This is a genomic window from Nitratidesulfovibrio sp. HK-II, from assembly GCF_003402415.2.
Taxonomy (GTDB): domain Bacteria; phylum Desulfobacterota; class Desulfovibrionia; order Desulfovibrionales; family Desulfovibrionaceae; genus Cupidesulfovibrio.
Map to the genome: position 1 here is coordinate 3,509,447 of NZ_AP036014.1, position 26,917 is coordinate 3,536,363.

Genomic DNA, 26,917 nt, shown 5'->3' on the forward strand with positions numbered 1-26,917 from the left:
CGGGAAAGACACCATGAAACGCCTGCACCTTGCACTGGTCATTATAATAAGTGTGACCCTTTGTGCCTGCTCCATGCGCGTAGGGCACACCTCGTACCAGGTGACCCCGCTCAAGGACGCCAAGCTCCTGGATGGCGGCAAAAATCTGTACATCGCCATGCCTGCCGACTTCCAACAGAACGGTTCCGCACAGAAGGACTCCGGCCTGAAGACGCAGCAGGCGCTGCTGAAGGCCATGGAAACGCTGCCGGGCGCGAAGGTACCCGCCGATGCACCGCAAGACGTGCCCAGCGCCATGACGGCTTCCCGCCAAACCGAATGCGCGCTGCTCGTTGAAGTGCGCATCGTGGACTGGAGTGATCCGCCCGCGAGTTTCCAACTGCACTCCGACAGAGGGGAAGTTGTGCTGTCTGTCCATGATGTGGAAACGGGCGCTCTCTTACGTTCCGACAGTCTCACCTGCAACGGTTCGCCTACGACCATCAACATGGTCGGAGCCTATAACCCCGCTGACTGCCTGAAACCCGCTTTTGCCGAATGGAGCGCAAAAGCGTTCAGCAAGTGAACGACAAGTGCGGGGCCTTGCCCTGAAGGCAGAGCAGGCACCGCGCCGAAATCCCGGCACCGCCGCCCTCTTGCATGACCCGAAAGGGCATATCGCCTCCCTGCAACGCACGCGGCGCCTGCGCGCAACAGCACGCAGGCGCCGCCTTGCGCTCATACCTCGCCCAGACAGGCCTTTCTTGCTTTCCTACCCGAACACCTTGCCGGGGTTCATGATGCCCTGGGGATCGAACACCTGGCGAATGCCCTGCTGCAACCGGATGGAGGCGGGGGAAAGTTCCAGGGGCAACAGGTGTTTCTTGGCCTCGCCGATGCCGTGCTCGCCGGAAATGGTGCCGCCAAGTTCCAGCACCTTGCTCACCAGGGCCACGATGCCCTGCTCCACCATGTCGCGGGTGTCGCGGGTGGGGGCGGTGACGTTGAGGTGGATGTTGCCGTCGCCCGCGTGGCCGAAGGCGAAGATCTCCATGCCGTAGCGCTGCTCGAACTCCGGCAGCGCGGCCACGAGGTCGGCGATGGCCCCCAGGGGTACGGCCACATCCTCGGACATGTACAGGGCGGCGTAGTCGTGAATGCGCAGCGACACCTGGCGGCGCGCGCCCCAGACCCTGGCGCGGGTTTCCTCGTCGGCGGCGGGCAGCACGTGGGTGGCGCCCTGCTGGCGGCAGATGGCGGCCACAAGATCAAGCTCGGGCACGATCTGCTCACGCGCGCCGTCCAGTTCGATGATCAGCAGCGAGGGCTTGTCGCCGGGCACGGGGATGGGCAGCAGCTCGCCCAGCAGGCGGATGCAGCGGTGATCCAGGAATTCGATGGCCGAGGGCAGGTGCCCGGACCCCAGCACGGCGGCCACGCCGCGCATGGCGGCGGCCATGTCCGGAAAGGCCACGGCCATGCTCACGGTGGCGGGCGGCAGGGGCACCAGCTTGAGGGTCAGGGCGGTGATGACGCCCAGCGTGCCTTCCGACCCGCACAGGAGGTGGGCCATGTCGTAGCCCACCACGCCCTTGCGGGTGCGCACCCCGGCGCGCAGCAGCTCGCCGTCGGGCAGCACGGCCTCCACGCCCAGCACGTAGTCGCGGGTGACGCCGTACTTGACGCAGGCGGGCCCGCCCGCGTTGGTGGCCACGTTGCCGCCGATGGTGGAACGGTCCATGCCCGCCGGGTCCGGCGGGTAGTACAGGCCCTGTTCGGCGGCGGCGTCGCGCACGCGTTGCGAGATGACGCCCGCCTCCACCTCGGCCACCAGGTTGCGGGGGTCGATGGCGCGGATGCGGTTCAGGCGCTCCAGCGACAGCACCACCCCGCCGCGCACGGCAAGGCAGCCGCCCGCAAGGCCGGTGCCGCCGCCGCGCGGAATGACCGGGATGCCGTGGGCGCTGGCGCAGCGCATGAGCGCCTGCACCTGCGCCACGGTTTCCGGCAGCACCACCAGGTCGGCGGGGGCGCGCAGTTCCGAGGCGTCGCGGTCGTAGGGTTCACCAGGGGCGTGCAGCACGGCGGCTTCTCCCACGGCGGCCACGATGGCGGCGCGGTGGGCGTCGGTGAGCACGAAGCGGGGGGCGGAATCAGAGGTCGGGGGCAGGTTGCGATCAGACATGGCGGCACGCTGGCCCGGCCGCGCGTCAGGGGCGTGCGCCGCCGGCTCCGTCACCGGGCGGGGCCGGAGAGGAAAACCGGCGCGCGGCGCGCTACTGGCGCGGGCGGCCGAACCCGGGAATGTGGAATCGGTCCTCCAGTTTGTGGAGCAGCCACGAAGCCACGGTGACAAGAAACAGGTAGTACGCGCCCACCACCAGGAACACCTCGGTGAACCGGAAGGTGCGCGACGCGAGCACCTTGGCCTCGCCCGTGAGTTCGATGCACGTGATCACGTAGGCGAGGGACGAATACTTGATGAGGTAGACCACCTCGTTGCCGCAGCCCGGCAGCGCGCGCCGCACGGCCTGGGGCACCACGATGGACACCAGGGTCTGCATGGTGCTGAAGCCCAGGGCCTGCGCCGCGCTGAGCTGACCCTGGCGGATGGAGAGCAGCGCCCCGCGCACGTATTCCGAGTTGTAGGCCGCGCTGCACAAGATGAAGCCCAGCACGGAGGCCGCATACGGTTCGAGATAGATGCCGATGTTGGGCAGGCCGAAATAGAGGATGAACAGCTGCACCAGCAGCGGCACCCCCCGGAACAGGGCGGTGTAGGCGTTGGCGGCGCGCTGCATCCACGGCTTGCCGAACACCCGCACCACCCCGATGATCACCCCGAACAGCAGGCCGAACACGGCCGAGGGCACGATGAGCTTCACGCTCATCCACAGCCCGGCGTTCAGCGAGGGGAACACCCGGTCGACGAGGAAATCGACGTCGAACACTAGCTGCACTCCTCGCACAGGTCGGTCAGGCGACTGCAGAAATCCGCCGTGCGGGTGCCGGAACCGGGGGCCAGCAGCTCTGCCGGGGAGCCGCGCTCGATGATGCTGCCCCGCTCCATGAACAGGATTTCATGGGCCAGGGCGCGGGCGAAGTCCATCTGGTGGGTGGCCATGACCATGGTCATGCCGCCGCGCGCCAGGTCGCGAATGACCGCCAGCACCTCGCCCACCAGCTCCGGGTCCAGGGCCGAGGTGGGCTCGTCCAGCAGCATGACCTTGGGGTCCATGGCCAGGGCGCGGGCAATGGCCACGCGCTGCTTCTGGCCGCCCGAAAGCTGGGCCGGGTACAGAGTGGCGCGGTTGGCCAGGCCCACCCGCTCCAGTTCGGCCATGGCCCGTTCGGCGGCGGCCTTGCGGTTCATGCCGCGCACCTTGCGCAGGGCGATGGACACGTTGTTCAGCGCGTCCAGATGGTCGAACAGGTTGAAATCCTGAAAGATCATCCCCACTTGCTGGCGAAAGGCATACAGCTCGGACCGACGCGCGGCGTCCACCACCCGGCCTTCGAGGTAGATGTGCCCCTCGTCCGGCGGGATGAGGTGGTTGATGCACTGCAACAGCGTGCTCTTGCCCGCGCCGGAGGGGCCGATGAGCACCTTCAGCTGGCCCTTGTCCACCTCCATGGTGACGGAGGACAGGATGCGCTTGCCGCCAAGGGTCTTGCCGATGTTCTCAAGGCGCAGGATGGGCGCGGGTGCGGAAACGTTTTCGGGCATGGCCATGGGAATGTCCTTATAACGGTCCGTGGCTGGCGTAGCCCGGAATGTGCAGCTTGTGTTCGAGACGGCGCAACACCTTGAGCCCGATCAGGGTGATGACGAAGTAGAGCGCGCCCGCCGTCATGTACAGCGGCAGGTGCTCGTAGGTGCGCGATGCCACGAAGTGGGTGCGGGCCATGATCTCGGGCGTGCCGAGCACGAAGGCCAGCGCAGAATCCTTGAGCAGGATGGAATATTCGTTGGACCAGCCGGGTATGGACAGGCGCAGGGCCTGCGGCAGGATGATGGTGCGGATGGCCGTGCCGTCGCTCATGCCAAGGGCCCGCGCCGCGCGCAACTGGCCCTGCGGCAGGCCCTGAATGGCCCCCCGGAATATCTGCGACTGGTAGGCGGCGCTGGTCATGCCCAGCACCAGGCACGAGGCGGCGAAGGCGGAAAGGTTCAGCCCGATGAGTTGGAACAGCCCGAAGTAGAACAGCAGCAACAGCACCAGGATGGGCATGCCCCGAAAGAACCAGACGTAGAACCCCACGGCAAGCCGCACGGGCCACGCGCCATAGGCCTGGGCCACGGACATGGGCACGCCGAGCACAAGCCCCAGGGCCATGGCACCGAACACGGTGCCAACGGTGACCAGGGTGCCTTCCAGAATGTACGGCAGCGCCTCTATGATGGTGGTGATGCTTTCAAGCATGAACGCGGGCCGGGCGGCCCCCCCTTTTTTTGCTGTTGCGCGCCGGGGCGCAACGGGTTGCATACCCAAAAAAGGTCCGGAAGGCGACAGGAGATTTCCCGCGCCTTCCGGATGGATGCACCGCGCCGGGCAGGGCGCGCAAACGCCCGGCCCGGCCGCGAACGGATTACTTCTTGGCCAGGTGCTTCTGCTTCAGCTGTTCCCAGTAGGGGTCGGCCATGAGCAGCTTGTAGCCGTCGTTGATCAGCTTCAGCAGTTCGGCGTCTTCCTTGCGGGTGGCCACGCCGAAGTCTTCGGGGTCGCCGTACACGCCCACGACCTGGATGGCCTTGCCCTTGGCGGCGGCGTCGTCGGCGGGCAGGTTGTCCATGGTGGCGGCGTCGATGCGGCCGTTCAGCACGTCCTCGATGGCCAGCGGGGCGGAATCGTAGAAGCGCAGGTCATAGCCGTAACCCTTGGCTTCCTTGTCCTTCTGCAACGCTTCGGCCTCGGAGGTGCCGCGCTGCACGCCCAGCTTCACCTTGCCCTTCAGGATCTGGTCGGCGGTGAGGGCGGAACCCTTCTTGGCGATGAAGACCTGCTTCACGTTCCAGTAGGGATTCGAGAAATTGACCTTCTGCTTGCGTTCTTCGGTGATGGACATGCCGGAGCAGACCATGTCGATCTTCTTGGCCAGCAGGTTGGGGATGATGCCGTCCCAATCCATGGGCTGGTGGGTGACCTTGAAGCCCATCTTCTTGGCGATCCAGTCCATGGAATCCACGTCGAAACCGGCGGGCTTGCCGCTCTTGTCCACGTAGGCGAAGGGGGGATAGTTGGCGTCGATGCCGTTGATGTAGGTCTTCTCGGCAAAGGCCACGCCGCCAAGCGCCAGGACCAGGGCCAGGGCCGCCACAAGGGTGGTCATTCTGAACATGCTTGTGCTTCCTCTCGTTCGTTGAACCGTTGCTTCACCACGCCCGCGCGCGGGGCCTGTCCCCGCCACGCATACCCGGCCACGCATACCGCCATGCGAACATGCCGGAAAAGCTAAATTTCTTCATTTCGCTACCAGAAACGGAGTACCCGCGCAAGCGCCCCTGGCGTGATTTTGACAATTGCGTCGCCACTTGCCTTGCCGCGAAGGCCAAAGTTTGCCACACTCGGCCGCAGCGCCCGGCCCCCAGCGGACCTCGCCGTCCGGCTGCCGCGCCGCGCCCATCACCCCAAACGAGGTCGGACATGAAGAAATCCCTGGGTGCGCGCACCCTTGCCTACCCTACCCCGCTCTTTCTCGTGGGCACTTACGACCGCGATTCGCGCCCCAACATCATGGCGGCGGCATGGGCGGGCATCTGCTGCTCGCAGCCGCCGAGCATCGCCGTTTCGCTGCGCAAGGCCACGTACACCTACCGCTCCATCACCGAGCGCGGGGCCTTCACAATTTCCATCCCCTCGCGGGCCTACGTGCGCCATGCGGACTACGCGGGCATCTATTCCGGCGAGAACGAGGACAAGTTCGCCTCGCTGGGGCTCACCCCCGTGCCGGGCGAACACGTGGACGCGCCCTATGTGGGCGAGTTTCCCATGGCCATCGAGCTGAAGCTGATCCACCAGATCGAAATCGGGCTGCATACGCAGTTCATCGGCGAGATCATGGACGTGAAGGTGGACGAAGCGTGCCTGCGCGACGACGGGCTGCCCGACATCAACAAGGTCGACCCGGTGATCTTTGCCCCGGTGTCGCGCGAATACTACGCCGTGGGCGAGTTCCTGGCCAAGGCGTTCTCGGCGGGCAAGGGGCTGCGCGCCTAGGGGCACAGCGCAAAGCGCCACCGCGCGACGCCGCACTGTTGCGGCGTCACGCGGCATCCCTTATATAGGCCGCCTGCCCTGGAGCGCCGGGGCGACAAACGTCACCCGGACCATCAACGGAACACGCATGAGCCTTTGCCCCGTCCAGATCGCCTCGTGGAGAGCAACCCTGCTGCTGGTGCTGGCGGATACGGCCATCATCGTCGGCCTCACCTTCGTGGCCGCGCTGCTGCGGGACATGGCGGGCCTGGGCATCCAGTGGTCCTTCTACCCGCAACTGCTGCCATTCCTCCTGCTGCTGCCGCTGTTCAACGGAGTGCTCGGCCTGTACGCCGACATTTCGCTGCCCCCGCCGCAAGAGCTGAAAAAGCTCACCCTCGGCGTGACCCTGACATTCTTGTGCGCCGGGTCGTTCATCTTCTTCGCCAAGGGGGGCGAGCGGTATTCGCGCGCGGCCTTCCTGCTGGCGTGGCTGGGCTGCTCGGTGGCCCTGCCGCTGTGCCGCCACTGGCTGCGCACCCGCTTCGCCAACCGCACGTGGTGGGGCGCGCCCGCCGTTATTCTGGGCGATGGCGACGCCGCCGCCGAGGTGGCGCGCACCCTGCTCGCCAAGCCGTGGATCGGGCTGCGGCCCGTGGCCTGCGTGGCGCCGGGCGTGCAGCCGACCGCTTCCGACTGTGGCTGCGGCCTCGCCTGCTGCGCCAGCGACGAGGAAGCCCTGCGGCTGTACCCGCGCGCCTACGGCCTGCTGCTGCTGGACAGCTTCGAGGACGCTAGGGGACGGCAACGCATCGTCGAGGCCACGGCGCGGTTCCGCAACGTGCTGATCATGCCGCCCTTTTCCACGGGCGGCGCGCGCCTGTGGGTCAACGCCATGGACATCGGCGGGCTGCTGGGCCTGCTGGTGCGCCAGAACCTGCTGGACGCCAACCGGGTGCGCCTGAAGCGGGCCATCGACCTGCTGTTCACGCTGGGCGGCGGGGTGGTGGCCCTGCCGCTGATCCTGGCCATCGCGGTGTGGATCCGCATCGACAGTCCGGGGTCGCCCTTCTTTACCCAGCGGCGCATCGGCCAGAACGGCCGCGAACTGCGCATCCTGAAATTCCGCACCATGGTGCGCGACGCCGAATGCGTGCTGCGCGACTGCCTGGACGCCGACCCCGCGCTGCGCGCCGAATGGGAATGCGACCAGAAGCTGAAGAACGACCCGCGCGTGACCCGCGCCGGGGCCTTCCTGCGCAAGACCAGCCTGGACGAATTACCCCAGTTGTGGAACGTGCTGAAGGGCGAGATGAGCCTGGTCGGCCCCCGCCCCATCGTGGACAACGAGGTGAGCAAATACGGCGAGGTGTTCGACCTGTACACCCGCGTCAAGCCCGGCATCACCGGGCTGTGGCAGGTTTCCGGCCGCAACGACGTAAGCTACCCGCAGCGCGTGGAGATGGACCGCTACTACATCTGCAACTGGTCGGTGTGGTTCGACATCTGGATTCTGGCCAAGACCGTGCCGGTGGTGCTGCAGCGCAACGGGGCGTACTAGAAATTGCCGGGGTGCACCCCGCAAACGCATGAAGGCCGGGAACATCTCCCGGCCTTCATGCGTTTGCGGAGGCATGCCCGCGCGCGCAATGGCCTGACACGGCCACGCGGCGAAGGGCCAGCGCTTCAGCGCCCCATCCCCTGCCCGGCCATGTCGCGCAAAGCCTCGTCCACCACCGCGCCGAACTCGGCGCGGAACCGTTCCTCGCCAAAATTCCGGGCATGCGCCGCGATGCGCGCCGGGTCGAACTGGTGTTCCGCACGCTCGAAGCGATCCAGCGCGGCCACCAGCGCATCCACGCTCTGCGTGCCGAAGAACAGCCCGGTCTCGCCGTCCACCACCGTCTCCAGCGCCCCGCCCCGCCCGTAGGCGATGACCGGCCGCCCGGAGGCCATGGCCTCCACCGGCACCATGCCGAAATCCTCTTCGCCGGGGAACACCAGCGCGCGGCTCTCCGCATAGACGGCGCGCATGGCCCCGTCGTCCAGCCGCCCCACGAAGCGCACCGTGGGCCCGGCCTGCGCCTCCAGCGCGCGGCGCATCTCGCCGTCGCCCGCCACCACCAGCGAACGGTTGGTAGCGGTGCAGGCGCGCACGGCAAGGTCGGCCCGCTTGTAGCCCACCAACTGGCCCAGGCACAGGTAGGGCGCGCCGTCCGCCGGGCGCGTGGGCACGCCGCCAGCCGGGGCCAGGGCTTCCACGTCCACCGGAGGCGTCACCACGACCGCATCCCTGCGCCAGTGCTTGCGGATGCGCGCCGCCACCGTGCGCGAATTGGCAACGTAGCGGTCCACCCGCATGGCCGACACGGCGTCCCACATGCGCAGGTAGTGGAACCACGGGCGCATCATGCCCCGCACGAACCACCCGGCCTCCTCCAGATAATCCTGATAGAAATCCCACAGGTAGCGCATGGGGCTGTGGCAATAGCAGACATGGGGCGTGTCCGCGCGGGTCAGCACCCCCTTGGCGGGGCCGGACTCGCTGGAAATGACCAGGTCGTAGCCGCGCAGGTCCAGCTGTTCGAGGGCCAGCGGCATGAACGGCAGGTATTTCTTGTAATGGCGCACCGCGCCGGGCAGGCGCTGGATGAACGTGGTGCGGATGTCGTGCGCCAGCAGCGTGCGCGACAGACGGCCGCGATCGACCACGTGGGTGAAGATGTCGGCCTGCGGGTACATGCGGCACAGCGCCTCGACAACCTTTTCGCCGCCGCGCATGCCCACAAACCAGTAATGTATGATGGCTACCTTCATCCCGCCTCCGGCCCGTGGCCGATCCTGCCAGAACTTCCTGTTACCGCCGACTTGTAGCGCGCCCGGCCATGCCGCGTCCAGTGCGGGTTGCGCCGTGCCGTCCATGCCGTCCGGGCCCCCGCCCGGCCCGTCCACCACCACGCGAAACGCCCCGCCGGAGGTTCCCGGCGGGGCGTGGTCGCATCGTCCCGGCATCGCGCTGGCGCGAAGCCCCGGCGCTACTTCTGGGCCGCCGGGGGCGTCACCCCGCGCTTGTCGGCCAGCAGGCGCACGGCGTGTTCCAGCGCGCGGTCCACGTTCTCGAACAGGTTCTCGCGGCCGATCAGGTCCAGGGTGCCGAAGCGCTCCATCATGTTGCGCGCGGCGGGCCGCACGCCGGAAAGCAGCAGCGCGGTGTCCCGGCGGCGGCAGGTGCGGTAGAACGCCTCCAGCGCGTTGGCCCCGGTGGAGTCCACGGTGTTGGCCTTGCGCATGCGCAGGATGAACACCTCCGGCTGCTTCTGCAACGCCTGCGACACGCTCTGGAAGCGGTCGGCCACGCCGAAGAAGAACGGCCCGTCGATCTCGTACACCTGCACCCCTTCGGGCACGGCCAGTTGCGCCGTCTCGCGGCCCAGGATCACCGGTTTGTCGTCGATGGCGCAGGAGCAGATGGCCGTCACCTCGCTCATGCGGCGCATGAACAGCAGCGCGGCCAGCACCACGCCCACGTACACCGCCACGGTCAGGTCGATGACCACGGTGAGCACGAAGGTCAGGCACATCACCGTCACGTCGGACTTGGGCGCGCGCAGCAGGCGCAGGAACTTGTGCAGTTCGCTCATGTCCCACGAGACCATGATCAGCACCGCGGCCAGGCTGGCCAGCGGAATGAACGAGGCCAGCGGCGCGAGAAACAGCACGAAGGCCACCAGCACCGCCGCGTGGATCATGCCCGCCACCGGGGTCTGCCCGCCGGAGCGGATGTTGGTGACCGTGCGCGCGATGGCCCCGGTGGCTGGAATGCCGCCGAACAGCACCGAGGCGATGTTGGCCGCGCCCTGGGCGGTGAGCTCCACGTTGGAGTTGTGCTTGTCGCCGGTCATGCCGTCGGCCACCACGCACGAGAGCAGCGATTCGATGCCCGCCAGCAGGGCGATTGTCATGGCGTCGGGCAACAGTTGGCGCACCTGGGCGAAGGTGAAGGTGGGCCAGGCGAAGCTGGGCAGTTCGCGCGGGATGCCGCCGAACCGGCTGCCGATGGTCTCCACATCCAGCCCCAGCGCCCACACCGCCAGCGAGGCCAGGCCCACGCCCACCACTGGGGCGGGTATGCGCGGTATGAACCGCCGCGTGGCCAGGATGCTCGCCAGCGCGAACCCGGCCACGCACAGCGTGGTGGGGTTCAGGGTATCGAGATGCTCGCCGTAGGCCAGCCACTTCTCGAAGAACTCCGGCGGCACCGCGTCCATGGTCAGGCCGAAAAAGTCCTTCATCTGCGACGAGAAGATCAGCACGGCGATGCCCGCCGTGAACCCGGTGGTGACCGGGTAGGGAATGTACTTGATCAGCACGCCGATGCGGCACAGGCCGAAGAGGAGCAGCATGGCCCCGGCCAGCAGCGTGGTGATGACCAACCCGTCGTACCCGTGGCGGTAGATGACGTTGTAGATGATGACCACGAACGCGCCGGTGGGCCCGCCGATCTGGTAGCGGCTGCCGCCCAGCAGCGAGATGAGGAACCCGGCCACGATGGCGGTGAACAGTCCGCGTTCCGGCGTGGTGCCCGAGGCGATGGCGAAGGCCATGGCCAGCGGCAGGGCCACCACGCCCACGGTAAGGCCTGCCAGCAGGTCGCGGATGAATTTCTGCGCCGAATACCCGGCGCGCAGTTCCGTGATGGTGCGCGGCAGGAAGGATGTCGCGCCGTCTTCCATGTTGTCTGTACCAGCCATTGCCGCTCCCTTGCTTGGTCGCGCCGGGGTGCCGCGTATGGCGGCCAGGCACCGGTGGCGCTTGTCGTTGCCGGACCTTGCGCGGCAGCCCTCCGCGCCCTGTCCGCTCCTACAGGAGTGCGCCACGCCACGATTGACGCGCGTACTCACTCGCACAAACCGCCTACGTTTCGCCGGACATGCCGCACGATGCATTGCCCCGACGGGACCGCAGGTCAGCCGGGGTGCGCTCCGCGCCGCAAACTGCGGCAGCGCTGCCGTTTTCAGCAGTAAGTAAGACACGCACCCCAAAGCCCGGTCCATTACGCCCGGTGCGCCGCATTGGCAAGTGGGCTGTTATGAACTTTCATTTCGGTGCGTTATGATGTGTTATACAAGACTTCGGGTTTGCGCTGTGCATGCTTTCACGCCGCTGGCGAGGCGGGGGCTGCGTGGAAGGCTCCTGTGAAGGGGAGCCAGACGGCCTGACAGCCCGGCATGAGGAGCGGCGCGGGGACTCCGGAACGGCAACGGCCAAGGGGGCGTTGCCAACGAGAAGAACCACGAAATGCAGGGGCGTGGCACGGCAGACCGCGCATGGACGGTGGTCGGCCGACGAGACCGCATCCGCACGCTCCACGGCTGGCACAAAACATCGCCCGCAGGCAGCAACCCACGGGCGATGTTGAAAACGGAGTCGGGCCCGGGCGCGCCGGGTATCGGCAAGCCATCGGACGCCATCCGCCGGACGTCCGTCGCCAAGCAGGGGGGGCAGGGCGGCAGGGGGGGGCAGCGCGAACTGGACCGTACGGGACCGTGCAGGACCGGGCGGGACCACACGACTGGCCAGCGCGCCCGGCACCCCCTACAGCGGCCGCACCGCCACGCAGATGCCCACGTCCCACGGCCCTTCGGGCGGGCAGCCCAGCATGTCGTGGTACAGTTCGTAGCCGGGGCGGTCGTCGCACTGCCAGCCGCTGGCGGGCAGCCACTGCGAGTACATGTCGTTCCACGCCTTGAAGAACCCGTCGCAGGCGATCATGCTGCGGTATTCGGCGTAGAGCCCGCCGGGCAGGTTCTGCACGCTGATGCCCGCGTCGGCCAGTTCCAGCGCGTCCACCTCCGGCCCGATTTCGATGCAGGCGTCGTAGCGGCAATGCTCCGGCGGGGTCACTTCCGGGTTGTCCCAGCTGATGCCGAAGCCGGGCACGCCGGGGCGCAGCAGGCCGCGCTGCCCGGTCAGGGCCATCAGGCGGCCCCACACCGGGCCGATGGTTTCGCTGGCGTAGGGGCCGATGTGCCGCAGGTAGGCCACGCGGTAGGCGGGCATTTCCTTCACGTCCACGTTCATGGCGTCGCTCCTTGCGCTGTCCGGGTCCAGCCGGACGTGCGGGGGGCCGTCCGGCAGCCACGGAATTTCATCCTGCGCGGGCGGGTTGCCCGGCAGGGGCCGCATGCATGACGGCTGCGGGTGCCGCGGCGGGGGACGGTCCGCCGCGCCGCGCATGGCCTGTTGGTACTCCACCCCGGCGGCGGGGACGTTTCCGGCATTGCCATTCGCCGCCCCGGCGCCCGCCGACACGATATCCGCCGCCCCGCCAGCCGAAGGATACGCGCGAAAGGGGTCGGCCAGCAGGCAGCACGCGCCCTCCCGGTCCGCGCCGGTGCGGTAGTGGCGGCGACGGCGAAACTCGCTGGGGGTCATGCTGAAGCGTTCGCGAAAGGCGCGGGCGAAATTCTGCGACGAGGAAAACCCGCAGTACATGGCCACGTCGGTCACGCTCACGTCCGGCGCGAAGGCCAGCATGTTGGCCGCGCGGTCCATGCGCAGGCGGCGGATGAACGCCTGCACCGTCTCGCCCGTGAGGCCCGCGAAGATGCGGTGGAAGTGAAAGCGCGAAAACGGCGCGGCCCCGGCCAGTTCGTCCAGGGTGAATTCGCGCGCCGGGTCCGCCGCGATATGGTCGATGACCCGGTTGATGCGCGCCTCGTAGCGGCGCAGGGTGTCCTCCCGGACAGGCCGCATGGGGCGGCCGGGCCCGGCGGCCCGGTCCGGAAGGGGCTGGCCGAAGGCGGTGTCCGTAACGGCTTCAAGATGCCATGCGTCCGGCCAGCCAAGGGGGGCGGGGACGCCATCCGGCCCGGCAGGGAGGCTGTCCGGCGGGCTGTCCGGGGGGACGCCGCATGGACGCATGCCATCGTGCATGGCATCGCACATGGCAGGGGACATGCCGGGGCGGGAAGGTCCGGGCGGCGTGCGGGTCATCGAAGGCTCCGGTCGTGGATGTCCGTTCGGGGAGACAGGCGGGCAGACAGGCCGCGCGTCGCGCCTGCGGCGTGCGAAACAGACCCGCCCCATTGCTGGTCAGAGCCTGGTGTCCTTGGTGCCCGAATAGGTGAAGGCGCTGGAGAGCATGGCCCAGTGCCCGCCCCTGTCCACGCCCACGGCCAGACCGCAGGCGCACCAGATGCGCCCGTCGCGCTCCTCGGCCTCGTACACGCGAGTGATGCGCTCCTTGTGGCAACGCAACACCTCGCCCTTGCCGAGTTTCAGGTACTTCCAGAGTTTGCGGCGGCAGGCCGCGCAGCGCAGCGTGAGCATGGCCCGTCAGATAGCAGGTGTGAAGGAAAGTGTCAGCCACGGCGCGCACGTCGGGCTGGTCCACGGACAGAAGTCCCGCTCAACGCACCGGGGCCGCGACATTCCTGCCACGGCCCCGGATGCATCCTAATATACGGTGCCCTCGGACGGGTCATGCCGTCTTCAACGCGGTCTCCATCAGCGCGGACAGCGGCGTGGTAGGCCGCCCGATGAGCGCGGAAAGCTGGCGGCCATCGTCGAACAGGCCGCCCCTGGCCGCGCCCGCGTCGGAATCGGCCAGCAGGTCCGCGATGGGTTCCGGCAGACCCGCGCCCACCAGCACGTTGCGGAACTCCGCCTGGGGCATGTCGGCATAGCCGATCTGCCTGCCGGTCTGGCGGCTGACCTCAGCGGCCAGTTCGGCCAGGGTGTACGCGGTATCACCCGCCAGTTCGTACACCTTGCCCGCGTGGCCTTCGCCGGTCAGCACGGCCACGGCGGCGGCAGCATAGTCCTCCCGTGTGGCGGAGGCGATGCGCCCCTGCCCCGCGCTGCCCACGAACGCGCCGTGTTGCAACGCGGCGGGCAGGCTGGCCAGGTAGTTTTCGGTGTACCAGCCGTTGCGCAGCAGCACGTGCGGCAGGCCGGACGCCCGCAGCAGGGCCTCCGTTTCACGGTGCTCCGCGCCAAGGCCCAGCGGCGTGGTGTCCGCGTGCAGGATGCTGGTGTACGCCACCAGCCCCACGCCCGCGCGCCTGGCGGCCTCGATGACGTTGCGGTGCTGCGGCACGCGCCCGCCCACCTCGCTGGAGGAAATCAGCAGCAGCCGGTCCACGCCCGCGAAGGCCGCGTCCAGCGTTTCCGGCTTTGCGTAGTCGGCCGCGCGCACCACCACGCCCCGGGCGGCAAGATCCGCCACCTTGGCGGGGTTGCGCACCGCCGCCACGATGTTCTCGGCAGGCACGCGGGCCAGCAGCCCTTCCATCACCAATCGGCCCAGTTGGCCGGATGCTCCGGTTACGGCAATCATGATCGAACTCCTTTACGTTTGCGGTTGGAGTTGCCAATATATGGCCGACACGCACTTTACGTAAGTACGCACATGAAGGTAAGTATGAAGAAAGATGCCCCCCATGCCGCCCCCGGAGCAGCCCCCGGGCCCGTGAATACCCGGGATTCCACAGCGTTCCGGACGTCTGCGGCCCCATCCGTTCCCACCGCACTGCTCCTGCGGGGCAACCTGTTCGCGGAAAAGTGCCCGTCGCGCCAGATTCTTACCCACGTCACCAGTCGCTGGGGCGTGCTGATCCTGGTGGCCCTGCTGGACGGCACCCACCGCTTCAGCGAACTGCGCCGCCGCATCGGCGGGGTGAGCGAGCGGATGCTGTCCCAGACCCTGCAATGGCTGGAGGCAGACGGCTTTGTCCTGCGCATCGCCTACCCCGTGGTGCCGCCCCACGTGGAATACAGCCTGACCCCGCTGGGGCGGGAGATCAGCGAGCAGGTGCGCCAACTGACGGATTGGATAGAAGAGAATCTGGGCAGGATTCGAGGCGGGCAGGCCGCAGGGTAGACCGAGAGGCAGATCAGGTCCCGTCCCCCTCCCCGGATGCCGCCCCACAACGCAGAAGGGGCGAGGTATTGCTACCTCGCCCCCGTGCATTCGTGGCGGAGCGGAAGGGACTCGAACCCTCGGCCTCCGGCGTGACAGGCCGGCGTTATAACCGTCTTAACTACCGCTCCGCGGAAACCCGACACGGATACCGACCGCAAAGCGGTCTTCCGCACCGGGAAATACTGGCTTGAGAAAAAGGGGGAGCTTGCGCTCCCCCCTCTGGGATCCTGGCGGAGCCGAAGGGACTCGAACCCTCGGCCTCCGGCGTGACAGGCCGGCGTTATAACCGTCTTAACTACGGCTCCGCGTGGTGGTGGGCAGTGCAGGGCTTGAACCTGCGACCCCCGCCGTGTGAAGGCGGTGCTCTCCCAGCTGAGCTAACTGCCCGCGCAGGAAGGAATGTCTATCCTCACCCCCCCGAAGTTGTCAACGGAATTTTTCCGGAGGCGCACATTTTTTTGATTCGCCAAGGCAATGCCCTAAAATACTGGTGCATTACTGTGCGGCACGCGCGCCAGCGCCCGCTACGGCGTAACTACTTCCGGTCGACCCGTCCCCGCCCCCGCCGCGTCGCGCTGCCCGCCCGTCACCCGCCACAAACCGCAAGCATGCGCAGACAATCCTTGCATGCCGCAACGTCTCTCTATACAAAGGTACTCGCATACCGTCGTCGTGCGCGGCGTCTCCGTGCAGCGCCCGGCGTCGGAAGCGGATATCCCTTTCAGGAGTGCGAAACACGCACATGTTCGATCCCACGGATACGGACGCCGCAGAGGCCCAACCCTGCCGCTCCTGCATACAACCGGCCATCGACCACAGCATGCAGCTTACCCTGCTGCTGCGCGACGCAACCGCCTACGCCGCCAGGTTGCGCTCCCGCTTCGCGGATGAACGCCCCCACGCGCCGCCCCCGACGCCCGACACGTCGGCCCGCAGCAACTGACGCGATTCCACGCCGCACCCCCACAGCGGGAGCCCCCATGCTCGCCCACACCACCGCGCATCCCCTGCATGCACCGCGCCCCCGGCGCAGTCGCCCGGCCCTCTCCGTGCGCCGCTCCGTCGGCCTTGCTCCGTTCCTGCTGCTTGCCCTGCTGCTTGCCGCGCTTGCCCTGCGCCCCGCCCCGGCCGCAGCCCGCGACCCCTCGGTGCTCGACGGCCTGGTCCTGGCCCAGCGCGGCGCAAGCGCCAACCTGTGCGCCCTCACCTTTGACGACGGCCCCGGCCAGACCACCGAAGCGCTGCTGAACATCCTGCGCGACAAGGGCGTGCGCGGCACCTTCTTCGTGGTGGGCTCGCGCGTGCACCTGTACCCGGAAACCCTGAAGCGCCTGGTGGCCGAGGGCAACGAGGTGGGCAACCACACCTTCTCGCATAGCAGCATGCGCCAGCGCGCGCCCGTGGAGCAACTGAGCGAAATCACCCGCACCAACGAGGAACTGGCCAAACTCGGCATCGTGCCGCGCTACCTGCGCCCCCCCTACGGCCGCTACGACAACGCCACCATCGACGCCGCCGCCGCCCAGAGCATGACCATCGCCCTGTGGTCCGTGGATAGCCGCGACTGGCGAAAGCGCGACCTGGCCGCCATCCTGCCGCGCAAATCCTATGGCGTGCTCGGGGTGCGCGGGGTGTTCCTGTTCCACGACAACCACCGCGAAACAGTGGAGGCCCTGCCCAGCCTCATCGACCGCCTTACCGAGGCGGGCTGCACCTTCGTCACCATGTCGGAATACGTGGAGACCTCCGGCCCCCTCTGCCTGCACTGATCCGCCCGCATTGGCGGCTCTTTCTGCCCCCTCGCGACACGCAGCCCCGGCCGCCGACCCCCACCGGCCCACCGGGGCTGTTCCGTTTGCGCCCACGGCCATCCCGTCCCTCCCGCCGCATCCCGCCCCATCGCGCCCATTGCACGGGAAGGGCGACGACAATTCCGTCGCTTTTCCACACCGCTTCTACCTGGTTCGCGCCCCTCTCCGGCAACACAAACGGACTGTGCGCGCATCCAATGGGTTGAACAACCAACCGTATTGATTGCAAAATTTTTTAAAAATGAGTGATGTCCAGCCAAACCGGAGTATTACCACTCACCAACGACACCGCCGCCACTGTTCGCCGTGTTTACATTCTCGTCTAAACGCGAGTATTGGAACGCCATTACAATGTTCCGGCTCGCGAGAAGGAGCCCGCCGCACTTCGCGGCCCGAAGCGACAGGGCGTACCGCCCCGGCGCGCCGCCCCCTGGCGGCCGCCGACGCCCCGCCCGTTTCGTGCCGCACGCCTCGTGAGCGCATGCGCGCCGTTCCGGCCTCGTGGCCGGGCGGCGTCCGTTTCCTTCACACTGTCGCGGAGGTCGAACCATGCGCAATATCCTGCTGGCCCTGTGTCTTTCCCTGTGCCTCGTCCTGCCCGCCACGGCTTCGGCGGCGGACACCGCCTTCAGCGTGCCGCTGCCGCTTACCGGCGGGCAGGCCAAGTTCGGCGAGATCATCAAGAAATCCATGGAAATCGCCGTAGAGGAAATCAACGCCAAGGGCGGCGTGAAGGGCGGCAAGCTGGTGCTGCGCTTCGAGGATTCGCAGGGCAAGCCCGAGATCGCGCGGTCCATCGCCGAAAAGATCATCGACGTGCAGAAGCAGCCGCTGCTGTTCGGCGAATACACCTCGGCCTGCGCCAAGGCCGTGGCCGCCGTGGCCGAGGAACGCAAGACCCCCTACGTGGTGGTCGCCTCGGCCGCCGACGAGATAACCCAGCAGAACTACAAGTACGTCTACCGCATCAACCCCACCAACGCCTATTACGCCTCGGGCCTGTTGTCCTTCATGGACAAGGTGGTGAAGCCCAAGACCATGGTCATCCTGTACGAATCGTCCGACTTCGGCACCTCGGGCGCGGAAGAGATGGCCAAGTCCGCCGAAAAGGCGGGCATCAAGGTGCTGATGAAGGAGAAGTACGAAAAGGGCGCGGTGGACTTCAAGCCCATCCTCTCGCAGGTCAAGGCCCAGAACCCCGACGTCATCTACATGGTTTCCTACGTCATGGACGCCGCCCTGCTGATGCGCCAGATCAAGGAACTGCGCATCGACGCGCGCCTGTTCGCGGGCGGGGCCGCCGGATTCGCCATCCCCGAGTTCATCGACAACGCCAAGGACGCCGCCGAGTTCGTGGTTACCGCCACCCTGTGGAGCCCGCAGGTAAGCTACCCCGGCGCGCGCGAATTCGCCGAGAAGTACAAGGCCGCCCATGGCGACTACCCCTCGTACCACGGCGCGCTGGCCTACTCTGCCGTCTACGTGGTCAAGGACGCCGTGGAACGGGCCAAGGCGCTGACCACCGAGGACATCAACGCCGCCATGAAGGGCGTGGACATGATGACCGCCTTTGGCCAGGTGAAGTTCGAGAGCCGCGACGGCTACCAGAACCAGAACTTCATCGACACCCTGGCCTTGCAGGTGCTGCACGGCAAGCACGAGACCATCTGGCCCGAACGCTACGCCAGCGCCAAGCCGGTGTTCCCCATCCCCAAGTGGCGCGAACGCAAGTAGCGCCATCCGCCACCACGCAGTGACCGTGCGGCGGCGGAGTGCCTCCCGCCGCCGCGCGACACCCCGGCCCCAGGGGCCGTCTACCGTGGATTGATCCCCGTCCGCCCCTCCGCACCCCCAGCCGGGGTCGGGTTCACAAACCCGGCTCCGGCTGGACGGAGGACCGATATCCGGACCGCACCCGATCGCAATGCCCGCCCCCACACGGACCGGGACGGGCACCCTTGCGCGGGGTTGCGCATGCCCGTTCCGCCGCCGCGCGGACAACCCGTTGCCAGCCAACTCAGGCCAACCAACCCAGGGAGGTCACGCCCCATGTGGGTGCAAGCCGAAGTGTTCCTGCAAACCCTTGTCGCCGGCATCCTGCTCGGCGGCCTGTACGCGCTCATCGGCATCGGCATGACGCTGATCCTCGGCGTCATGAAGATCATCAACCTCACGCACGGCCAGCTGATGATGGTGGCCATGTACATCGCCTTCTGGCTGTTCACCCTGTTCGGCATCGACCCGTACGTGTCGCTGCTCATCGCGCCGCCGCTGATGTTCGCCTTCGGCATGCTCATCCAGAAGGCGCTGGTGAACCCGGTGCTGCGGGTGGAATCCATCCTGCCGCACAACCAGGTCATCCTTACCGTGGGCATTGGCCTGGTGCTGCAGAACGCGGCCACCATCCTGTTCACGTCCGACTACCGGTCCACCCCGGTGGACTACGCCTCCACCGCCTTCTACCTGTCCGACCTGTGGCAGGGCACGCCGGTTGAAATCTCGCTGTCGCTGCCGTGGACGGTGTCGTTCCTGCTCTCGGTGGTCATCACCGTGCTGCTGTGGTTCTTCCTGGCGCACACCGACACGGGCAAGTCCATCCGCGCCACCGCGCAGGACAAGGACGCCGCCATGATCATGGGCGTGAACGTGGGGCTGATGCGGGTCATCACCTTCGGCCTCGGCTCGGCGCTGGTGGCCTGCGCGGGGTGCCTGTTCATCCCCATCTACTACCTGTTCCCCGCGCTGGGCTCGCAATTCACGCTCATCGCCTTCGTCATCACCATCCTCGGGGGGCTCGGCTCCACGCTGGGGGCCATCCTCGGCGGGCTGATCCTGGGGGTGTTCGAATCCATGACCGCCACCTACGTGGGCATGGGCTGGGCCCCGGTGGGGCGCTTTGTCATCTTCGTGGCCGCGCTGGTGTTCCTGCCGGGCGGCGTCGCCTCGCTCCTCAAGACCAGGAAGCTCTCGAAATGAAGAACAACCTCGCTCCGCTCATCGTGCTGGCGGTGCTGGCTGCCCTGCCGTTGCTGGGCCTGAACAGCTACGTCATGCACATCCTCATCCTGTCCATCATGTGGACCCTGGCGGGCATGGCCTGGAACCTGCTTGGCGGCTACTGCGGGCAGGTCTCGTTCGGGCATGCCGCGTTCTTCGGCATGGGCGCGTACAGCGCCGGGCTCATCCACCTGCATCTGGGCGCATCCCCGTGGTGGGGCTTTCTGGCCAGCCTGCCGGTGGTGGCGCTGGTGGCCCTTGGCATGGGCTCGGTGGTGCTGCGGCTGCGCGGCCCCTACTTCGTGCTGGCCACCCTGGCCATCGGCGAGGTGCTGCGCATCACCTGCGAGAACCTTACCGATTTCACCAAGGGCACCCTCGGCATCATGATCACCCGCACCTGGGTGGAAAAGACGCAGTATTATTACATCATCCTGGGGCTGGCCGCGCTGGCGTTCATCGTCTGCCGGGTCATCGTGCGCTCGCGCTGGGGCTACTACTTCGTGGCCATCCGCGAGGACCAGGACGCGGCGGAATCGCTGGGCATAGACACCACGCGCTACAAGACCATCGCGCTCACGGTCAGCGCCATGCTCACGGGCCTGGCCGGGGCGTTCTACACCAACTACATGGGGTACATCGATCCGGGGGTGGTGTTCTCGCTGGGCGAGATTTCCATCCTGATCATCATGGTGGTCATGGTGGGCGGGGTGGCCACGGAATGGGGCCCGGCGCTGGGCGCGGGCATCATGGTCATCCTGGCCGAATACATCCGTTCGCTGCCGCTCATCGGGGTGGCCTACCAGACCATGTTCGGGGTGCTGCTGATCGTGATCATCATCTACCTGCCCAACGGGCTGGTGGGCGACTGGCCGGTGCTCAAGCGCAAGCTGCTGCGCAGGGGGGCCACGGCATGAGCATGCTCGAAATCCGCAAGCTGTCCATGTTCTTCGGGGGGCTGGCCGCCCTGCACGACGTGAACTTCGACGTGCGCCAGGGCGAGATACTGGCCCTCATCGGCCCCAACGGCGCGGGCAAGACCACGCTGTTCAACTGCGTGAACGGCTTCTACAACCCCTCCGAGGGGCAGGTGCTGTTCAAGGGCAAACCCATTACCGGGCTCAAGCCGCACAAGGTCTGCAACCTGGGCATCGCCCGCACCTTCCAGGTGGTGAAGCCGCTGTCGCGCATGAGCGTGTTCGACAACGTGCTGGCCTCGGCCTTCCTGCGCAACCCCACCCGCAAGGGCGCGGAGGACGTGGCCGACGAGGTGCTGCACTTCACCGGACTGTGGGACGACCGCGACCAGCTTTCCAAGGGGCTGCCGCTGGGCAAGCGCAAGCGGCTGGAAATAGCCCGCGCGCTGGCCACCCAGCCGGAATTCCTGCTGCTGGACGAATCGTTCGCGGGGCTGAACCCGGCGGAACTGGACGTGTCCATCGACATCATCCGGGGCATCAAGCAGCAGGGCATCACCGTGATGATCATCGAGCACCACATGAAGGTGATCATGGCCATATCGGACCGCATCGTGGTGCTGAACTTCGGCCAGAAGATCGCCGAGGGAACCCCGGCGGAAATCAGCGCCAACAGGCAGGTCGTGGAAGCGTACCTGGGGGAGGAGCACGGTGCTTGATGTACGCGGCATAGACGTGGCCTACGGCGACGTGCAGGTGATCTGGGACGTCTCGTTCCGGGTGGGCCAGGGCGAGATAGTGGCCATGATAGGGGCCAACGGCGCGGGCAAGTCCACCATCATGCGCACCGTATCGGGCGTGCTGCGCCCGGGCAAGGGCGAGATACTGCTGGCGGGAGAGGCCATCCACACCGCAGAGCCTTACGGGCTCATCGAGCGGGGGCTGGCCCACGTGCCCGAGGCGCGGCGGCTGTTTCCCGAAATGACGGTGGAGGAAAACCTGGACATGGGCTCGCTGCGCGGCCGGGCCCGCAAGGAACGGGCGCGCACCAAGGAGCGGGTGTTCTCCATCTTCCCGCGCCTGTCCGAACGGCGCAGGCAGCCTTCCGGCACCCTGTCCGGCGGCGAGCAGCAGATGCTGGCCATCGGCCGGGGGCTCATGGCCCTGCCCCGGCTGATCATGTTCGACGAACCATCGCTGGGCCTTGCGCCCATTCTGGTGCAGGATATCTTCAACGTCATCCGCACGGTGCGCGACGAGGGCATGACCGTGCTCATCGTTGAGCAGAACGTGCGGCAGACCCTGGCCCTGTGCGACAGGGCCTATGTGCTCGAAAACGGACGCATCACCCAGGAGGGCGCGGGGGCAGACCTGCTCCGCGACCCCCACGTGAAGGCCGCCTATCTCGGCGTGTAGCGCGCAACGGCCGCCACAGCCATCCACCCAACGGAGGTTCCCATGCTGGTCAAGGACTGGATGACCACCCACGTCTACACGGTGACGCCGGACGATTCCATCTCGTGCGCGGCGGGCATGATGCGCGAGCGCAACGTGAAGCACCTGCCCGTGACCGAGGGGGGCATCGTCGTCGGCATGCTGTCCGACCGCGACATCAAGGCGTACCTGCCCTCCAAGGGCACGTCGCTGGACATCTACGAGATCAACTACCTGCTGGCCCGCACCAAGGTCAGCCAGGCCATGACCCGGCCGGTGGTCACCATACCGGCCGAAACCCCCATCGAGGACGCGGCCATGATCATGCACGACCGCGACTTCGGCTGCCTGCCGGTGACCGAATCCGCACCGGGCGGGCCGCGCCTGGTGGGCATCATCTCCGACAACGACCTGTTCCGGGTCATGGTGGACATCACCGGCGTGCGCGGCGGCGGGCACCGGCTGGCCCTGGTGCTGCCCGACCGGCCCGGCTCCATCAAGGAGGCGGGCGACGTGGTGCGGGCGCGCGGCTTCCGCCTGCAGAGCATCATGTCCACCAACGAGAAGGCCGCGCCCGGCACCCGCTACGTGGTGCTGCGCACCCGTGGCGAGGGCGACTGGGACGGCCTGCTGGAGGACATCGGCAAAAGCCCGTTTCACCTCGTGCACGCGCTGTAGCTGGCGCGCCGACCAGACATGCCGAAGGGCCGGGAGACGATCCCGGCCCTCTTTCGTTGCGCCGCCATCCATCAACATAGATGCACCGGGCGGGCGCCCCCCCTGGCCCGGCGCATCCGCCGCCGATCGCGCCTCTCGCCCCCCCGCCGATCGCGCGGCCCCCGCGTTTCCCGCTTGCCTCCAAAACAGGCTACTGTTACAAGTTTGCAAAAATGAATCAGGCGCGACCCCTCATGTTTTGCACGAATTTGTAAAATTTGCAGCTTTTTCTCCGGGGCCGTGCGCGGGCCGAATTGCCAACCGCACGGAACACCGGCCTTTTTTTTAGTGGACCGCTTCTTGCTTTTGTTTTTGGCGTCGCTACGCGCCGACACCCGCCACGTGGCACGCGGCGGCACCGGCACGCCGCCGCACCCCGGCAGGGCGACCACGTGAACAGGGACACCGGCGCGAGCAGGTTGCGCCGGACAAAATGCGACAAATTTGTAAGCATCGCGATTACCGCAACCACCTTTCAGGAGAACGTCCATGAGCGGAATCCAGGCCCGTCTGAACGCGATCTCGGCCATCACCAACTACAAGCCGAGCGCGGCCCCCATGAACTTCGCCGAAACCAAGCCCACCGAGCTGTTCGGCTGCAACGTCTTCAACGACAAGGTCATGAAGGACCGCCTGCCCAAGGCCGTCTACAAGTCGCTGAAGAAGACCATCGAGCTCGGCGAAAAGCTCGACCCGTCCATCGCCGACGTGGTCGCCAACGCCATGAAGGACTGGGCCATCGAGAAGGGCGCCACGCACTTCACCCACGTCTTCTACCCGCTCACCGGCCTGACCGCCGAAAAGCACGACGCCTTCCTGGTGCCCGACGGCAAGGGCGGCGCCCTGGCCGAATTCAGCGGCAAGCTGCTGATCCAGGGCGAGCCCGACGCCTCCAGCTTCCCCTCGGGCGGCCTGCGCGCCACCTTCGAAGCGCGCGGCTACACCGCGTGGGACGTGACCAGCCCCGCCTACCTTCTTGAAAATCCCAACGGCACCTTCCTGTGCATCCCCACCGCGTTCGTTTCGTGGACCGGCGAGGCCCTGGACAAGAAGACCCCGCTGCTGCGCGCCAACCAGGCCCTGAACAAGCAGGCCCAGCGCGTGCTGAAGCTGTTCGGCACCGAAACCAGGCTGCCCGTGGGCTCGTTCGCCGGGGCCGAGCAGGAATACTTCCTCATCGACCGCAACTTCGCCTTCGCCCGGCCCGACCTGCACATCTGCGGCCGCAGCCTGTTCGGCGCCAAGCCCGCCAAGGGCCAGGAATTCGAAGACCAGTACTTCGGCGTCATTCCCCGCCGCGTGCTGTCCTTCATGATGGAAGTGGAGCGCGAGCTGTTCAAGCTCGGCGTGCCGGTGAAGACCCGCCACAACGAAGTGGCCCCCAGCCAGTACGAAATCGCCCCCATCTTCGAAACCAGCAACCTGGCCACCGACCACAACCAGTTGGTCATGACCGTGCTGCGCAGCGTGGCCAAGCGCTACGGCATGGTCTGCCTGCTGCACGAAAAGCCCTTCGCGGGCATCAACGGCTCGGGCAAGCACCTCAACTACTCCATCGGCAACGCCGAACTGGGCAGCCTGTTCGATCCCGGCGAAAGCCCGCACGAGAACGCCCAGTTCCTGGTGTTCTGCGCCGCCGCCATCCGCGCCGTGCACAAGTACGGCGCCCTGCTGCGCGCCACCGTGGCTTCCGCCTCCAACGACCACCGTCTGGGCGCCAACGAAGCCCCGCCGGCCATCATGTCCGTGTACCTCGGCGCACAGCTGGCCGACGTGTTCGAGCAGCTCAAGACCGGCAAGGTCAACGGCTGCAAGAAGGCCTGCGTCATGAACATCGGCGTCGACGTGCTGCCGCCGCTGCCCATGGATCCGGGCGACCGCAACCGCACCAGCCCCTTTGCCTTCACCGGCAACCGCTTCGAATTCCGCGCCGTGGGCTCGTCCATGTCCATCGCCGGTCCCCAGGTTGCCCTGAACACCATGATGGCCGAATCGCTGGACTACATCGCCACCGAACTGGAAAAGGCCACCAAGGGCAACCCCGCCAAGCTCAACGACGCCGTGCAGAAGCTGCTCCAGAAGATCATGCAGGAGCACGACAAGGTCATCTTCAACGGCGACGGCTACTCCGAGGAATGGCACAAGGAAGCCGAAAAGCGCGGCCTGCCCAACCTGAAGACCACGCCCGACGCCCTGCCCGTGCTGAGCAGCCCCGAAGTGGTGAAGCTGTTCACCTCCTACGGCGTGTTCAGCGAAGCGGAAGTGAAGTCTCGCGAGGAAATCTACCTCGAGCAGTACTGCAAGACCGTGAAGACCGAAGCCAACCTGGTCATCCGCATGGCCCGCACCATCATCTTCCCCGCCGCCATGCGCTACCAGGGCGAACTGGCCGCCACCTGCGCCAACCTGAAGGCTGCCGGGCACGACTACAAGGTGGTCACCCTTGAAGACGTGACCGCCAAGCTGCGCGCCATGCAGGCCGCCGTGGGCGATCTGGAGAAGAAGCTGGAGCACGAGGCCGCCAGCACCCACGCCGAAGCCAAGCACATGTGCGACGTGATCCTGCCCGCCATGCTCAAGGTGCGCGAATACGCCGACGCGCTGGAAGCCGTGGTGGCCGACGACCTGTGGGCCCTGCCCAGCTACCAGGAAATGCTGTTCATCAAGTAGGGCCCGCGCCCTGCCGCACGGCAGCAGCAAGCATAACGATACGGGGCCGCCTTCGGGCGGCCCCTTTCGCGTGGGGCGGCGGCCCCGGCGGTCTTGACGCGGCGTCCGGCCCCGTCTAGGGCATGGACACCACGCGCCGAGTCCGGGTTCCGCCCGGCACGCGCCCTTCGCCACGGCATGCACGGGAGCGGGGCTGCATCAGGGGCGCATATCCATCAAAGAGGATGCCATGGCCAATCAGGAAGAAGACGACGGCTACGACTACCTGTTCGAGGCGGCCTACGAGGCGCTGGAGGAAAGCGGGTTCACCGGCCTGCTGGTGAGCGGCTACGAGGACATGCCCGAGCCCGCCCCGGTGGAAGGGCACATGCCCGACCTTACCGCCACCAACGCCAAGGGCGTGCCCTGCATTTTCGAGATCTGCCCGCGCGAGGCATTCGCCACGCAGGAACTGGCGGAACGGCTGCAGGCATTTGCCCGCCACGCGGAAGCCAGCAAGGGGCATCTGGTGCTCATCGTGCCCGAGGGCGAAGAGGACGTGGCCTGGGCCTTCCTGTCCGAACACGCCATCCCCGAAGACCGCCTGGACGTCTGGGAAGCGTAGCGCCGCGCCCGCACCGGCGCGCAACCGAGGCGACGACCTTCCCTCACCCCCGGTCGCGCACGTCGCGCCGCCACGAGCACAGCGGCGCGCAGCAGCCAAGGCCCTGGCGCAGTTCGGTCAGGTCAGGTCCGGAGTCGTCCTGCGACGGGCCAGGGGCAGTGCGGCAAGACGCCGTGTGGGTCGGGGCCATCAGCTGGCACAGGTAGCGGCCCAGCGCGCCATCCCAGACAAGTTCCGGGCAGCGCGCCACGTAGCCGTGCAGATGGTGCGACACCAGGCACTGGTCGGAAAGGCAGCACCAGCCGCAGCCCACGCAGGGAGTATGGGACATGAAGGCACCGTGAACAGCTTCGCGGGCAAGCCGTCCCCCTGTTGACGGACATGTTGCGGGGGGTGGCTCCGGGCCGCGCGGGCTCCATGCACCTTCCGGGGCGGGCACGGTCTTGGGAGGGGATTGGGCCGCACCCTACACCACGGCCACGGGCATGGCAAATGGGCGGTCAGCGCCGCATTGCATGCCGTACGGGCCTGCCTTGGAGGCGCTCTTCGGGGCGGGCCACGCAGTCGCCCAAGAATCCACGCCCTTGCTCCCGCAATCTGCCCCGCAACGGGTTACACGCTGTTACCATTTGCCGCTTGCCTTCCGCACCGCGTGGTCCTAGAAG

The 26,917-nt window shown here is 67.2% G+C and carries 25 protein-coding genes and 3 tRNA genes; 14 read left to right on the forward strand and 14 right to left on the reverse strand.

Features of this window, described 5'->3' with window-relative positions:
• The first annotated feature begins 13 nt into the window (after nucleotides 1-13).
• Nucleotides 14-565 carry a DUF4823 domain-containing protein gene (locus RVX_RS14815; RefSeq protein ID WP_116307964.1) on the forward strand — a complete coding sequence of 184 codons (552 nt, stop codon included), beginning with the start codon at nucleotides 14-16 and terminating at the stop codon, nucleotides 563-565.
• A gap of 186 nt (nucleotides 566-751) precedes the next feature.
• Here RVX_RS14815 and RVX_RS14820 read toward each other — a convergent pair whose 3' ends face one another.
• The 5 genes from RVX_RS14820 to RVX_RS14840 all read right to left on the reverse strand — a co-directional run bounded on the left by RVX_RS14820 (nucleotide 752) and on the right by RVX_RS14840 (nucleotide 5,319).
• On the reverse strand, nucleotides 752-2,164 hold the full coding sequence (locus RVX_RS14820) for an FAD-binding oxidoreductase (protein WP_116307965.1): 1,413 nt from the start codon (nucleotides 2,162-2,164) through the stop codon (nucleotides 752-754).
• A gap of 91 nt (nucleotides 2,165-2,255) precedes the next feature.
• The gene (locus tag RVX_RS14825; RefSeq protein WP_116307966.1) at nucleotides 2,256-2,930 is read right to left on the reverse strand and encodes an amino acid ABC transporter permease; all 675 of its coding nucleotides are present in this window, start codon (nucleotides 2,928-2,930) and stop codon (nucleotides 2,256-2,258) included.
• Nucleotides 2,930-3,712 carry an amino acid ABC transporter ATP-binding protein gene (locus tag RVX_RS14830; protein ID WP_007524251.1) on the reverse strand — a complete coding sequence of 261 codons (783 nt, stop codon included), beginning with the start codon at nucleotides 3,710-3,712 and terminating at the stop codon, nucleotides 2,930-2,932. Before RVX_RS14830 ends, RVX_RS14825 begins: the two co-directional genes overlap by 1 nt.
• A 10-nt stretch (nucleotides 3,713-3,722) precedes the next feature.
• A complete protein-coding gene (locus RVX_RS14835; RefSeq protein WP_116307967.1) occupies nucleotides 3,723-4,403 on the reverse strand; it encodes an amino acid ABC transporter permease in 681 nt (226 codons plus the stop codon).
• 166 nt (nucleotides 4,404-4,569) lie between these two features.
• The gene (locus RVX_RS14840; RefSeq protein WP_116307968.1) at nucleotides 4,570-5,319 is read right to left on the reverse strand and encodes an ABC transporter substrate-binding protein; all 750 of its coding nucleotides are present in this window, start codon (nucleotides 5,317-5,319) and stop codon (nucleotides 4,570-4,572) included.
• 305 nt (nucleotides 5,320-5,624) lie between these two features.
• On the opposite strand from RVX_RS14840, the gene RVX_RS14845 reads away from it, so the two are divergent.
• Together RVX_RS14845 and wbaP are read left to right on the forward strand one after the other, a co-directional pair.
• A complete protein-coding gene (locus RVX_RS14845; RefSeq protein WP_116307969.1) occupies nucleotides 5,625-6,197 on the forward strand; it encodes a flavin reductase family protein in 573 nt (190 codons plus the stop codon).
• A gap of 127 nt (nucleotides 6,198-6,324) precedes the next feature.
• Entirely contained in the window at nucleotides 6,325-7,737 is a 1,413-nt protein-coding gene (gene wbaP / locus RVX_RS14850; RefSeq protein WP_116307970.1) for an undecaprenyl-phosphate galactose phosphotransferase WbaP, read from the forward strand.
• A 125-nt stretch (nucleotides 7,738-7,862) separates the two neighbouring features.
• On the opposite strand, the gene RVX_RS14855 is transcribed toward wbaP, so the two are convergent.
• From RVX_RS14855 to RVX_RS14875, 5 genes are all read right to left on the reverse strand, one after another.
• Nucleotides 7,863-8,993, reverse strand: a complete 1,131-nt coding sequence (locus RVX_RS14855) for a glycosyltransferase (RefSeq protein ID WP_116307971.1) — start codon at nucleotides 8,991-8,993, stop codon at nucleotides 7,863-7,865.
• 218 nt (nucleotides 8,994-9,211) lie between these two features.
• Nucleotides 9,212-10,927, reverse strand: coding sequence for a SulP family inorganic anion transporter (locus tag RVX_RS14860; RefSeq protein WP_172596667.1), 1,716 nt, complete (start codon nucleotides 10,925-10,927; stop codon nucleotides 9,212-9,214).
• Between the two features lie 844 nt (nucleotides 10,928-11,771).
• Complete coding sequence (locus tag RVX_RS14865; protein WP_116308096.1) at nucleotides 11,772-12,932, reverse strand: AraC family transcriptional regulator; 1,161 nt, start codon at nucleotides 12,930-12,932, stop codon at nucleotides 11,772-11,774.
• 339 nt (nucleotides 12,933-13,271) lie between these two features.
• A complete protein-coding gene (locus RVX_RS14870) occupies nucleotides 13,272-13,508 on the reverse strand; it encodes a hypothetical protein (protein ID WP_116307972.1) in 237 nt (78 codons plus the stop codon).
• 151 nt (nucleotides 13,509-13,659) lie between these two features.
• Nucleotides 13,660-14,517, reverse strand: a complete 858-nt coding sequence (locus tag RVX_RS14875) for an SDR family oxidoreductase (protein WP_116307973.1) — start codon at nucleotides 14,515-14,517, stop codon at nucleotides 13,660-13,662.
• Between the two features lie 132 nt (nucleotides 14,518-14,649).
• On the opposite strand from RVX_RS14875, the gene RVX_RS14880 reads away from it, so the two are divergent.
• Nucleotides 14,650-15,060, forward strand: a complete 411-nt coding sequence (locus RVX_RS14880) for a winged helix-turn-helix transcriptional regulator (protein ID WP_268914482.1) — start codon at nucleotides 14,650-14,652, stop codon at nucleotides 15,058-15,060.
• A 93-nt stretch (nucleotides 15,061-15,153) separates the two neighbouring features.
• Here the strand turns inward: RVX_RS14880 and RVX_RS14885 are convergent.
• From RVX_RS14885 to RVX_RS14895, 3 genes are all read right to left on the reverse strand, one after another.
• A tRNA-Asp gene (locus RVX_RS14885) sits at nucleotides 15,154-15,230 on the reverse strand.
• Nucleotides 15,231-15,330: 100 nt separating this feature from the next.
• Nucleotides 15,331-15,407, reverse strand: a tRNA-Asp gene (locus RVX_RS14890).
• 6 nt (nucleotides 15,408-15,413) lie between these two features.
• Nucleotides 15,414-15,489, reverse strand: a tRNA-Val gene (locus RVX_RS14895).
• Nucleotides 15,490-15,844: 355 nt separating this feature from the next.
• Here RVX_RS14895 and RVX_RS14900 point away from each other — a divergent pair.
• The 10 genes from RVX_RS14900 to RVX_RS14945 all read left to right on the forward strand — a co-directional run bounded on the left by RVX_RS14900 (nucleotide 15,845) and on the right by RVX_RS14945 (nucleotide 26,252).
• Complete coding sequence (locus RVX_RS14900) at nucleotides 15,845-16,045, forward strand: hypothetical protein (RefSeq protein WP_116307974.1); 201 nt, start codon at nucleotides 15,845-15,847, stop codon at nucleotides 16,043-16,045.
• Between the two features lie 37 nt (nucleotides 16,046-16,082).
• Nucleotides 16,083-16,871, forward strand: coding sequence for a polysaccharide deacetylase family protein (locus RVX_RS14905; RefSeq protein ID WP_172596668.1), 789 nt, complete (start codon nucleotides 16,083-16,085; stop codon nucleotides 16,869-16,871).
• A gap of 591 nt (nucleotides 16,872-17,462) precedes the next feature.
• Nucleotides 17,463-18,647 carry an ABC transporter substrate-binding protein gene (locus RVX_RS14910; protein ID WP_116307976.1) on the forward strand — a complete coding sequence of 395 codons (1,185 nt, stop codon included), beginning with the start codon at nucleotides 17,463-17,465 and terminating at the stop codon, nucleotides 18,645-18,647.
• Between the two features lie 315 nt (nucleotides 18,648-18,962).
• Complete coding sequence (locus tag RVX_RS14915; RefSeq protein WP_007524300.1) at nucleotides 18,963-19,889, forward strand: branched-chain amino acid ABC transporter permease; 927 nt, start codon at nucleotides 18,963-18,965, stop codon at nucleotides 19,887-19,889.
• Entirely contained in the window at nucleotides 19,886-20,827 is a 942-nt protein-coding gene (locus RVX_RS14920) for a branched-chain amino acid ABC transporter permease (RefSeq protein WP_116307977.1), read from the forward strand. The genes RVX_RS14915 and RVX_RS14920 overlap by 4 nt, the downstream gene beginning before the upstream one ends.
• Nucleotides 20,824-21,546, forward strand: a complete 723-nt coding sequence (locus RVX_RS14925; RefSeq protein ID WP_043608964.1) for an ABC transporter ATP-binding protein — start codon at nucleotides 20,824-20,826, stop codon at nucleotides 21,544-21,546. The genes RVX_RS14920 and RVX_RS14925 overlap by 4 nt, the downstream gene beginning before the upstream one ends.
• Nucleotides 21,539-22,243, forward strand: coding sequence for an ABC transporter ATP-binding protein (locus RVX_RS14930; protein WP_116307978.1), 705 nt, complete (start codon nucleotides 21,539-21,541; stop codon nucleotides 22,241-22,243). Before RVX_RS14925 ends, RVX_RS14930 begins: the two co-directional genes overlap by 8 nt.
• 42 nt (nucleotides 22,244-22,285) lie before the next feature.
• The gene (locus RVX_RS14935) at nucleotides 22,286-22,939 is read left to right on the forward strand and encodes a CBS and ACT domain-containing protein (protein WP_007524308.1); all 654 of its coding nucleotides are present in this window, start codon (nucleotides 22,286-22,288) and stop codon (nucleotides 22,937-22,939) included.
• Nucleotides 22,940-23,467: 528 nt separating this feature from the next.
• Nucleotides 23,468-25,648, forward strand: a complete 2,181-nt coding sequence (locus RVX_RS14940; protein WP_116307979.1) for a glutamine synthetase III — start codon at nucleotides 23,468-23,470, stop codon at nucleotides 25,646-25,648.
• Nucleotides 25,649-25,877: 229 nt separating this feature from the next.
• Nucleotides 25,878-26,252 (forward strand): hypothetical protein, encoded by a 375-nt coding sequence (locus tag RVX_RS14945; protein WP_007524311.1) that lies wholly within the window; start codon nucleotides 25,878-25,880, stop codon nucleotides 26,250-26,252.
• A gap of 43 nt (nucleotides 26,253-26,295) precedes the next feature.
• Here RVX_RS14945 and RVX_RS14950 read toward each other — a convergent pair whose 3' ends face one another.
• Nucleotides 26,296-26,583, reverse strand: coding sequence for a hypothetical protein (locus tag RVX_RS14950; RefSeq protein WP_172596669.1), 288 nt, complete (start codon nucleotides 26,581-26,583; stop codon nucleotides 26,296-26,298).
• Nucleotides 26,584-26,917 lie beyond the last annotated feature (334 nt).